Source organism: Vreelandella sp. V005, assembly GCF_052645115.1.
Genome location: NZ_JBQXYA010000014.1, coordinates 21,896 through 31,396 on the forward strand (window position 1 = coordinate 21,896; position 9,501 = coordinate 31,396).

General features: G+C 53.6%; 11 protein-coding genes and 1 rRNA gene. 9 read left to right on the forward strand and 3 right to left on the reverse strand.

Going from position 1 to position 9,501, the window contains the following annotated elements; genetic code table 11:
• Positions 1–3 precede the first annotated feature (3 nt).
• From ACUN8H_RS18615 to ACUN8H_RS18640, 6 genes are all read left to right on the forward strand, one after another.
• Positions 4–357 carry a CidA/LrgA family protein gene (locus ACUN8H_RS18615; RefSeq protein ID WP_445533526.1) on the forward strand — a complete coding sequence of 118 codons (354 nt, stop codon included), beginning with the start codon at positions 4–6 and terminating at the stop codon, positions 355–357.
• Positions 347–1,072, forward strand: a complete 726-nt coding sequence (locus ACUN8H_RS18620) for an LrgB family protein (RefSeq protein ID WP_445533527.1) — start codon at positions 347–349, stop codon at positions 1,070–1,072. Before ACUN8H_RS18615 ends, ACUN8H_RS18620 begins: the two co-directional genes overlap by 11 nt.
• A gap of 105 nt (positions 1,073–1,177) precedes the next feature.
• Positions 1,178–2,215, forward strand: coding sequence for a type I glyceraldehyde-3-phosphate dehydrogenase (locus ACUN8H_RS18625; protein WP_445533528.1), 1,038 nt, complete (start codon positions 1,178–1,180; stop codon positions 2,213–2,215).
• 60 nt (positions 2,216–2,275) lie between these two features.
• A complete protein-coding gene (locus ACUN8H_RS18630; RefSeq protein WP_445533529.1) occupies positions 2,276–3,445 on the forward strand; it encodes a phosphoglycerate kinase in 1,170 nt (389 codons plus the stop codon).
• Positions 3,446–3,551: 106 nt separating this feature from the next.
• Positions 3,552–4,616 carry a class II fructose-bisphosphate aldolase gene (gene fba, locus ACUN8H_RS18635; protein ID WP_445533530.1) on the forward strand — a complete coding sequence of 355 codons (1,065 nt, stop codon included), beginning with the start codon at positions 3,552–3,554 and terminating at the stop codon, positions 4,614–4,616.
• 163 nt (positions 4,617–4,779) lie between these two features.
• Positions 4,780–5,130 (forward strand): hypothetical protein, encoded by a 351-nt coding sequence (locus ACUN8H_RS18640; RefSeq protein ID WP_445533531.1) that lies wholly within the window; start codon positions 4,780–4,782, stop codon positions 5,128–5,130.
• Between the two features lie 17 nt (positions 5,131–5,147).
• Here ACUN8H_RS18640 and ACUN8H_RS18645 read toward each other — a convergent pair whose 3' ends face one another.
• Positions 5,148–5,579, reverse strand: coding sequence for a hypothetical protein (locus ACUN8H_RS18645; RefSeq protein WP_445533532.1), 432 nt, complete (start codon positions 5,577–5,579; stop codon positions 5,148–5,150).
• Between the two features lie 283 nt (positions 5,580–5,862).
• Between ACUN8H_RS18645 and ACUN8H_RS18650 the strand changes: the two genes are divergently transcribed.
• Genes ACUN8H_RS18650 through ACUN8H_RS18660 form a run of 3 tightly spaced genes read left to right on the forward strand, consistent with a single transcriptional unit; the run spans position 5,863 to position 7,904 of the window.
• The gene (locus ACUN8H_RS18650) at positions 5,863–6,561 is read left to right on the forward strand and encodes an HAD family hydrolase (protein WP_445533533.1); all 699 of its coding nucleotides are present in this window, start codon (positions 5,863–5,865) and stop codon (positions 6,559–6,561) included.
• 2 nt (positions 6,562–6,563) lie between these two features.
• Positions 6,564–6,938, forward strand: a complete 375-nt coding sequence (locus tag ACUN8H_RS18655; RefSeq protein ID WP_445533534.1) for a translation initiation factor Sui1 — start codon at positions 6,564–6,566, stop codon at positions 6,936–6,938.
• A 57-nt stretch (positions 6,939–6,995) separates the two neighbouring features.
• On the forward strand, positions 6,996–7,904 hold the full coding sequence (locus ACUN8H_RS18660; protein WP_445533535.1) for a nuclease-related domain-containing protein: 909 nt from the start codon (positions 6,996–6,998) through the stop codon (positions 7,902–7,904).
• A gap of 10 nt (positions 7,905–7,914) precedes the next feature.
• On the opposite strand, the gene ACUN8H_RS18665 is transcribed toward ACUN8H_RS18660, so the two are convergent.
• Together ACUN8H_RS18665 and rrf are read right to left on the reverse strand one after the other, a co-directional pair.
• Positions 7,915–9,246 (reverse strand): deoxyguanosinetriphosphate triphosphohydrolase, encoded by a 1,332-nt coding sequence (locus ACUN8H_RS18665; RefSeq protein WP_445533536.1) that lies wholly within the window; start codon positions 9,244–9,246, stop codon positions 7,915–7,917.
• 137 nt (positions 9,247–9,383) lie between these two features.
• Positions 9,384–9,499, reverse strand: a 5S ribosomal RNA gene (gene rrf, locus ACUN8H_RS18670).
• Positions 9,500–9,501 lie beyond the last annotated feature (2 nt).

Sequence of the window (9,501 nt, forward strand, 5' to 3'; positions counted from 1 at the left end):
GCCATGCCCGCACTCAGTGGCTTTCTATGGTTGATTAGCTACTGGCTGATCGGTGAAGTGGTGATCCACTTCACCGCTTTGCCGATTTCATCAGGCGTGATCGGCATGCTGCTATTGTGCGCAACGCTTGCCCTACGAGGCCGCGTTCCTAGTACCATTGCCGCTGCCGCCCAGCCACTGATTGCCCTGCTCGCGATGCTGATAATGCCCGGCGTGGTAGGGGTGTTTTTTATTATTGGTGAGCTAGCCGGCCAGTGGAGCGCCATCCTCACTGCGTTAGTAGTGGGTACATTACTCAGCGTGATAACCACGCTGTGGCTGCTTAAGCGGTTAATCGGACAACCGGATGTTCGCTGAATCATCACTACTCGACCTGTTAACCACCACCCCGCTGTTTGCGGTGGGATTAACGCTTGCCGCTTACCTCATCGGTAACGGGCTATTCCAAGGCCTGAAACGTCCTTCTTGGCTGCCCGCCATCTTAATCGCGGCGCTGCTGCTGGCAGGGGCATTAGCGCTCATCGGCTTGCCTTATGCGACGTATCATCAAGGCGCCTCTTGGCTAACGGTTCTATTGGGGCCAGCCACAGTGGCGTTAGGTATGCCGCTTTATCAACAGCTGCCACGCATTGCTGAACTATGGCGACCACTGGCCATTTGCCTACCCATCGCCGCGACCCTGGCGGCCTTTTATGCACTGGCGATTGCTTGGCTCATGGGCAGCGCCGACATCATCCTCGCTTCCATTGCGGCTAAATCGGTGACAGCACCCATCGCGATGGGGATCACCGAACAGTTGGGCGGTACGGTAGCGCTACTAATGGGCGCATTGTTGATAACTGGTGTGGTCACGATCCCTTGCGTTAGTCTAGCCGCCCGTTTTTTACGCATCGATGACGAGCGCTTAATTGGTTTCACGCTGGGGCTGAACGGCCATGCGATTGGTACGGTAAGGGCTTTTGAGATCAGCCCGGCCGCCGGCGCATTCGCCTCGTTGGGGATGAGCCTTACCGGCATTTTTACCGCTGTACTGCTGCCCGTCGCCTGGCGGTTGCTAGGTATAGGCAGTTGATAGATACCGACAACCGATAAGAATCGCTGGCGGAAATGCGTTATCATTCCATCGTTTCCGCTGTCATTTTTACCTTTGATCCACTTTTAAGAGCCGCCCTTCTGCATGGCTAATCCTGCTCCCCGGTATCGCATCGCCATCAACGGTTACGGACGCATTGGTCAATGCGTGCTTCGCGCACTGGTCGAGCGACACCACCCCGAGCTTGAAGTCGTTGCCATTAATGAGCTGTCTGACCTTGCGACGATCACTTACTTGACCCGCTATGACACCACCCATGGCCGTTTCCCAGGTGAAGTGGATAACGACGGCGAGTACCTAGTGATCAACGGCCAGCGTATCCAAATGCTCTGTGAACGTGACCCTAGCCGACTGCCCTGGCAGGCACTCGATATCGATCTGGTGCTTGAATGTTCGGGAAGCTTTAAAGATCGGGCTACCGCCGAGCTGCATTTAGCGGCTGGCGCTAAACGGCTACTGTTTTCTCAGCCAGCGGAAAATGATGTCGATGCCACCATCGTATGGGGCATTAATGAAGATGAACTGTCGTTGTCACAGCGTATTCTCTCTGCGGCTTCCTGCACTACCAACTGCCTGGTACCGCTACTGACCGTTTTAGATGAAGCGCTCGGTCTTGAACACGGTGTCACTACAACGATTCACTCGGCCATGAACGACCAGCCGGTGATTGACGCCTACCACCAAACCGACCTGCGTCTAACCCGCTCGGCGATGCACTCTATCGTCCCCGTAGACACCGGTTTGGCACTCGGCATAAGTCGCTTAATGCCGCATCTATCGGGCCGCTTTGAGTGCCTGCACGTGCGTGTTCCGACCATCAATGTCTCTGCGATGGATGTCGCGCTGACGGTTGGCCGTGATACACACCGGGATGATGTGAATGCACTGCTCCAGGCCGCCGCTCAACAGCGCTTAATGGGCGTGCTTGGCTATACTGAAGCCCCCATGGCATCGGTTGATTTTAATCATGACCCGCGCTCAGGCATTCTCGATGCGACCCAAACCCGAGTGGCCGGTAAGCGCCTTATCAAGCTGCTCTGCTGGTTCGATAACGAGTGGGGGTTTGCTAATCGGATGCTCGACATTAGCCAACGATTGGCCACACTTTCGGCAGAGACGTAACCTGTTGGCATTATCTGCCGCCCTATTGTCCAACGGCATACACACGAGGAAACCGCTCACATGAACGTGAACAAGATGACTGACCTTCCCTTGGAAGGGCAACGCGTGCTGATCCGTGAAGATTTGAATGTGCCCATCAAACATGGCCGCGTCTCCAGCGATGCCCGCTTGCGGGCGGCACTCGCGACGATTGAAGCGGCCGCGACAGCGGGTGCCAAAGTGATGTTAATGAGCCATTTGGGGCGCCCTACCGAAGGCGAACCCAGCGATGAATTCTCGCTTGCGCCAGTGGCTGAGCACTTGGGAGAGCTGTTAGGTCGCCCCGTCCCCCTCATCAAGGCGTATCTCGGCGAAACGCTGGATCTCGCCAATGGCGATGTCGTGTTGCTAGAGAACGTACGCTTCAACAGTGGCGAAAAGGCAGATGACGAGCTGTTAGCGAAACAGTACGCCGCCCTCTGCGATATCTTTGTCATGGACGCGTTCGGCACGGCCCATCGTGCACAAGCCTCCACCCATGGTGTCGCGCGCTTTGCCGCCAGCGCTTGTGCGGGTCCGCTCCTTGCCCAAGAGCTCGACGCGTTACAGAAAGCACTGGCGAATCCAGCACGCCCCATGGCCGCGATCGTGGGTGGTTCCAAAGTTTCCACTAAACTGGATGTGCTCACCGCGCTAGCAGATAAATGCGATCAACTTATTGTTGGCGGCGGTATCGCCAACACCTTCATTGCCGCGGCGGGTTATAATGTCGGCAAATCGTTACATGAAGCCGACTTAGTAGGCCAAGCGAAAGCGCTGATGGAGAAGGTGTCGATACCACTACCCACGGATGTCGTCGTGGCGACGGAATTCTCTGAATCGGCGGAAGCGATAGTCAAGCCGGTGGATCAAGTCGCTGACATCGAGATGATTTTAGATATCGGCCCTGACACCGCCGCCCACTTGGCCAGCCTGCTGAAAGATGCCGGTACCATTTTATGGAATGGCCCCGTTGGGGTATTTGAAATCGATCAGTTCGGCAAAGGCACTCAGGTGATCGCCCAGGCTATCGCCGATAGCGCAGGTTTCTCGATTGCCGGTGGCGGGGATACGTTAGCGGCAATCGATAAATATGCCATTGCTGATCGTGTTTCTTATATCTCCACTGGCGGCGGTGCTTTCCTTGAGTATGTCGAAGGTAAGCAGCTACCCGCCGTAGCAGCGCTCGAAGCGGCCGCCAAACGCGGTTAATATTGGGCGACTTGAGCCGCCCGCGCGCAGTGCAGTGCAGTACAGCCGCGGCGTTAATAGCCCCCTGTGACAACATGTTTTTTTATAACTTAGATAAGGTGATTTCATGGCTCTGATCAGCATGCGCCAGATGCTCGACCACGCCGCTGAGTATGGCTACGGCATACCGGCGTTTAACGTTAATAATCTTGAGCAAATGCGCGCGATTATGGAAGCTGCCGATGCCACCGATTCACCGGTGATCGTGCAAGCCTCTGCTGGTGCTCGGAAATATGCGGGAGCCCCGTTCTTACGCCATCTGATTTTAGCAGCCGTCGAGGAATTCCCGCATATCCCGGTGGTCATGCACCAAGACCATGGCACTAGCCCGGCGATTTGTCAGCGCTCTATCCAGCTTGGTTTCTCTTCGGTAATGATGGACGGCTCACTGGGCGAAGACGGCAAAACCCCTACCGATTACGACTATAACGTGAACGTTACGCGTCGTGCCGTCGAAATGGCGCACGCCTGCGGTGTTTCGGTGGAAGGCGAGTTAGGCTGCCTGGGTAGCCTGGAAACGGGCATGGCCGGTGAAGAAGACGGCATTGGCGCGGAAGGCAAGCTGGATATGGAGCAGCTGCTAACCGACCCCGAAGAAGCCGCCGAATTCGTCAAAGCCACCCACGTCGACGCGTTGGCCATTGCGATTGGTACCAGCCATGGCGCTTATAAATTCACCAAGCCACCCACTGGGGATACGCTCTCTATCCAGCGCATTAAAGAGATTCATGCGCGGATCCCAGACACCCATCTCGTCATGCACGGTTCTTCATCCGTGCCGCAAGAGTGGCTGGAAGTGATCAATCAATATGGCGGCCAGATTTCCGAAACTTATGGCGTTCCTGTGGAAGAGATCGTCGAAGGCATTAAGCACGGTGTGCGCAAGGTTAATATCGACACTGACCTGCGCCTTGCATCCACCGGGGCGGTTCGCCGCTTCATGGCTCAAAATCCCGCTGAATTTGATCCGCGCAAATTCCTCAAGGAAACCGTAACGGCAATGCGCGACCTGTGTATCGCTCGCTACGAAGCCTTCGGAACGGCTGGTAATGCCAGCAAGATCAAACCGGTTAGTCTTGAGCAAATGTCCTTACGCTACGAGCGTGGAGAGCTGGCTTCAAAGATCAAGTAACTCTGCTACTGACGCTGCTCAATATAAAGACGACCAATCGGTCGTCTTTTTTTTACCTAACCTACGTTATGCTCAAAGAAATACATATTGCATTGCAGCATTAATCAGCCAACACTGATAACCAGTCCACGCTATTTCGTGTTCCTAGAGAGAGACCACTACCATGAAAAGTACCAATATGCTCCCACTGTTGCCGACCACCCCGCTCGCCATGTTCGATATGTGGAAAGCAGGCTTAATGGCGTTTGAACTATGGTCCACTTCTTTATCGACCATCACGATGCGCCACCATTTATGGCAAACACAGCCTTTTTTCAGCGCGAATATGATGAAAGAAAATCAAAAGATGGTCACTGAAAAGCTCGAAGCCAGCATGGAAGCTGGCCTCGAAATGCAGAAAGCATTGGTTAACTCAATGAATGGCCAACTAGCCCCCTGGTGGATAACTAGCCAGCGCACCATGAAGCCTTATCACCAGCGCAGCAGCGCTAACTCACGCCGTCTAGCTAAATAAGGCCTCAGACACTGACGTTATTCACTATCGTCAGTGTCACTGCTGTTATCTTTGTCGCTATTTTCTTCTTCACTGCTATGAATGGCGTCTTCTGGGCTACCCGTACCACCGGTACCCGCCGCAGGGCTTCTTTCTTCACTTTTTCCAGGCTCAAGCGCTACGTCATCCTCACCAGCACGGGTCGCCTCTCCGCTCTTTTCTTCTTCAACCTTCTCTTCTTCTTCCTCTTCTTCGCGAACTCGAACCTGCTCATCTGAATTGCTTGATGATACCTCTTCCTCGCGTTTTACCGACCCCGCTTTAATACCGTACTCTTCCTCAAGAGCTTGATCATCCAGCGGCTTATGCTGTTCACCTTCTGACTCATGATTATCAGCAAACGTATAGCCAGCCGTTGTCAGTAAGGCAGCACTCATTGCAAAAGTTAGGAACCAAGGGGTTAAGCGCATTAGGCTTTCTCCATTTTATGGTTATGACAGCATAGTGTATCCCTACTATCTCTTCAGCGCAGCTTGGGCATTTCAACGCTATCACCCGCCGACTCTGACGCTAGATTGCCTCCACGGGTAGGCACTAAAACAAGCGTAGCCGCTTAAGCTGGCTCAAACGTATCATGTACGCAAGTAAAAAATAATAAAACAGTGTTCACAAATAGCGTAGAATCCCGTTCAATAGGAGTATGGATGGCTTTAACTAACACTGGCAGCGCTAAAGCCGCTGCAAGGACACACAATGCCGCTCCCACTTTTGCTGTTTGACTGTGATGGGACCCTTGTTGATAGTGAACCGCTGTTGGCCGAAGAGATGGCCGCCGGCCTTAACGCTGTTGGGCTACCTTTCGCCGTGTCTGATTACCTTGGTGAATTTCGCGGAGCACGCTTTCGGCGTATCGTTGCTGAACTGCAACAGCGTTACGGTGACGTTGATCCCAACAGGCTTGAGCGCATGGAAACCTCAATGCGAGCCAAGCTCGCCACGCGACTTGCCCAAGAACTTACGACTATACCCGGCGCTCGAGAAGCGTTGGATATATTAGATGCCTACCCCAGCGCAGTCGTCTCTAACGGGCCTGAAACTAAAATACTAACGGCGTTGGAAGCCACAGGGCTTACTCACTACTTTGGGAAACGTTTTTTCAGCGGTTATACTGCCAATTGTTGGAAACCTGAACCCTGTTTACATTTACATGCAGCCAGTATCATGGGATATGCAGCGCGTGACTGTATTGCGATAGACGATGCATTGGTAGGTGTACGTGCAGCACTGCAAGCGGGAATGACAGTGATTCATTTAAACCGTTTTCCAGATGCCGAAGAGACACCCGAAAACGCTATTATGATTAGCAACATGTATCAATTACCCGCCATCGTAGAGCGTCTCACACGTGAATATTGGCAAGTACCCGTGCCTCAACACTCTATTGGAGGATAATAATGGCCTCTATACGTGATCAACTTGGCGGTCTGGTTTACTCCACCGAGCATGGCAAAACCTGCCCCACCTGCCGGGAAGCACTCGACGCCTGCCATTGTGATGATATGAATGAGCAGCAGCGCTTGGCGGCTCTGGATGGCATTGTACGCATTCGGCGTGAAACCAGTGGCCGTAAAGGGAAAGGCGTTACCACTATTAGCGGCATTCCTTTATCCGATGATGAGTTAAAAACGCTGGCAAAGACACTTAAAAAGCGTTGTGGAACGGGCGGTGCCGTTAAAGACAGTATTATTGAAATTCAAGGCGACCATCGCGATGTTCTGCGCCAAGCGCTCAGCGCACTCGGCTATCAGGTTAAACTCGCAGGGGGTTAAGCCTCTGCACCACCATGGCTTGCCGTCTGGTAAGTCACCAAAGGGCAAGGCACTGCAATGGCTTGGCTGGAATACTTGCTACCCCTCATCTTTCTGTTCCCTATGGCGGCTATGGCCAGTATCGTCTTGGCGCTGCGTAGCCTCCATGATGCGCGTGTTAGTTCGCCTTTCAATGCGCCTCTTCACGAACCGGGGCAAGCGCTACGCCATCGCCTTGACCAAGCTTTTTCCAGCCTATTTTTAAACGGGGCATTAGGGCCCATCATCAGCTTGGCACCGCTGGTATATGGCATGGGCAGAATGCTCTTTGTTGATCGGCAGGATTGGGTGGAATGGGCCCTGTATGGACTGATGAGCACGTTACTGGTACTCACGTTTTCATTGCTACTGGTGCGTGATTATCAACGTATTCGACGGCTAAAATTAGGGCTCGCTTGCGAGCTTGCGGTTGGCCAAGAGTTAGAGCGTTTAGTTCGCCCCGATGCTCACCCTTACTACGTCTTTCACGATGTGCCTACCGATAGCTTTACTATCGATCACGTCGTGGTAACACCCCACGGCGTGTTTGTCGTTGAAACACGGGCAAGAACATTGGCTATCGGCCCTGATGGCAACGAACTCAACACGGTGGCGGTAGAGCGCGAGCGACTACGTTTCCCCCATTGGCAAGAGCGCCGACCGCTTCATAAAACACGCCAAGGCGTCAGTTGGCTTACCCACTGGTTAGAACAGCGCTGTGGCGTGAATGTGCCCGTGCGAGGCGTGCTGGTTCTGCCAGGCTGGGAAATAGATAGCAGTGAGGCCGCCCCAGATATTTTAGTGGTCAGCGGAGATACGCTAGCCAAACAGATAACGGAACTCACGCCAGGTCCACTCACCGACGCGATCCACGACAAGGTGATCAATGTTCTACTAGAACGCGCCAAGTCGATGGAACTAAAGCACCTGCGCCAACCTTCGGTATAACGGCTGCCGCTTAATCACCGCGCAGCCGCCCTCCCATCTCTTGAGCCAAATCGACGGCGTAGTGGTCCGTCATTCCCCCGATAAAGTCCAGCATCCGACGGTAGCTATCGTAGAGAGGCCAAGAAGGCAGCGGCGTATTTTCGCCAATAAGAGCCAGCACACGCTGATGTTTAAACGATGAGTGCCCGGTATGGTGAAGCTCGTGAGCAGCGCCAATAAAAGCTTCCAACAGTATACCCAGCGTCGTATAGGCGCCAATTTCCAGTTTCGCTTTACGCTCGTTTTGGAAAATTCGTTCTCGAGCCAATTGCTTGGCCGCCTGTACTCCCCAGCCCAAATCGGGATGGCATAGCGCTAATAGATCGTCACTTAAGGTACCGCTTAGTAATGCCTGTTCGTGCTGGACAAACACTGCACCGACATCATTGACGGCACGCTCCATAGCGGCGCCACGTAACAGCGCAATGCGGCGGCGCTGGGACACATTCCGGGCTTGCATATCGTCATACTCAGGGGGGAACTCTCCTGCAATTTGACGAAGTATTTCAACCACTTCTTCATAGCGCAGTATCCCCATTTCTAAACCATCTTCCAGGTCTAGCAAGGCATAGCAGATATCATCGGCGGCCTCGACCAGCCAAGCCAGCGGGTGGCGGCACCAACGCTGCTCTCCATTGGGCAATAAACCTACCGCTTCAGCCACCTCTTTGAGCAGTACCTGCTCGGATTGATAGGCGCCGAACTTGCCTGCGCGTCCGCTGTAACGAACTGTCCAGGGATACTTGAGCAGCGCACCCAGTGTGGCAGCTGATAGGCGCATACCGCCATTGAACTGGTTGTACTCGATCTGGGTAATGACCCGAAAGCCCTGAGCATTGCCTTCGTAGGTCAATAGATCTTCGCGCTCAGCCTCAGAAAGCCCTTCTAATAGGCCACTGCTCTGAGCGCGCTGAAACCAGTCGCGAATGGCATACTCACCTGCGTGACCAAAAGGAGGGTTGCCGATGTCATGGCCCAAACACGCTGTCTGTACAATAACCCCGAGATCGGCAGGCGTTATCCAGTCTGGCAAACGGTCGTGTAGTAACTCGCCGACAATCATCCCTAGTGAACGACCCACACAGCCCACTTCCAACGAATGGGTTAAGCGCGTATGGATATGATCGTTTTCTGTTAGCGGGTGCACTTGGGTTTTACGCCCGAGACGCCTAAACGAGCCTGAGAAAACAATTCGGTCATGGTCTTTATGAAATGGGCTGCGACCGATTTCGCGGTTACTGGCTGAACGTTGGTCGTGAAGACGACGAGGGGAAAGTAGCTGTTCCCAGCGCATCTGAGTCATGGGCAGTCCTCCTTGAGGAGTGCATTCTGACATAAAACGCCAGAAAACCGCACGTTAGTGTGAATACTAAACGTAAGATGTTTTCTTCCCGGCAACAAAAAACCCAGCCGATTGGCTGGGTTTTCTGTGGTATAAGTGCCTGACGATGACCTACTCTCGCATGGGGAGACCCCACACTACCATCGGCGCTAAGCGGTTTCACTTCTGAGTTCGGCAAGGGATCAGGTGGTTCACGCGTGCTATGGTCGTCAGGCG

What these genes read in the sequence shown, in the direction of transcription:
- ACUN8H_RS18615 (WP_445533526.1), top strand. Translation starts at nt 4, where the DNA reads ATGCCCGCACTCAGTGGCTTTCTATGGTTGATTAGCTACTGGCTGATC.
- ACUN8H_RS18620 (WP_445533527.1), top strand. Translation starts at nt 347, where the DNA reads ATGTTCGCTGAATCATCACTACTCGACCTGTTAACCACCACCCCGCTG.
- ACUN8H_RS18625 (WP_445533528.1), top strand. Translation starts at nt 1,178, where the DNA reads ATGGCTAATCCTGCTCCCCGGTATCGCATCGCCATCAACGGTTACGGA.
- ACUN8H_RS18630 (WP_445533529.1), top strand. Translation starts at nt 2,276, where the DNA reads ATGAACGTGAACAAGATGACTGACCTTCCCTTGGAAGGGCAACGCGTG.
- fba (WP_445533530.1), top strand. Translation starts at nt 3,552, where the DNA reads ATGGCTCTGATCAGCATGCGCCAGATGCTCGACCACGCCGCTGAGTAT.
- ACUN8H_RS18640 (WP_445533531.1), top strand. Translation starts at nt 4,780, where the DNA reads ATGAAAAGTACCAATATGCTCCCACTGTTGCCGACCACCCCGCTCGCC.
- ACUN8H_RS18645 (WP_445533532.1), bottom strand. Translation starts at nt 5,579, where the DNA reads ATGCGCTTAACCCCTTGGTTCCTAACTTTTGCAATGAGTGCTGCCTTA.
- ACUN8H_RS18650 (WP_445533533.1), top strand. Translation starts at nt 5,863, where the DNA reads ATGCCGCTCCCACTTTTGCTGTTTGACTGTGATGGGACCCTTGTTGAT.
- ACUN8H_RS18655 (WP_445533534.1), top strand. Translation starts at nt 6,564, where the DNA reads ATGGCCTCTATACGTGATCAACTTGGCGGTCTGGTTTACTCCACCGAG.
- ACUN8H_RS18660 (WP_445533535.1), top strand. Translation starts at nt 6,996, where the DNA reads ATGGCTTGGCTGGAATACTTGCTACCCCTCATCTTTCTGTTCCCTATG.
- ACUN8H_RS18665 (WP_445533536.1), bottom strand. Translation starts at nt 9,246, where the DNA reads ATGACTCAGATGCGCTGGGAACAGCTACTTTCCCCTCGTCGTCTTCAC.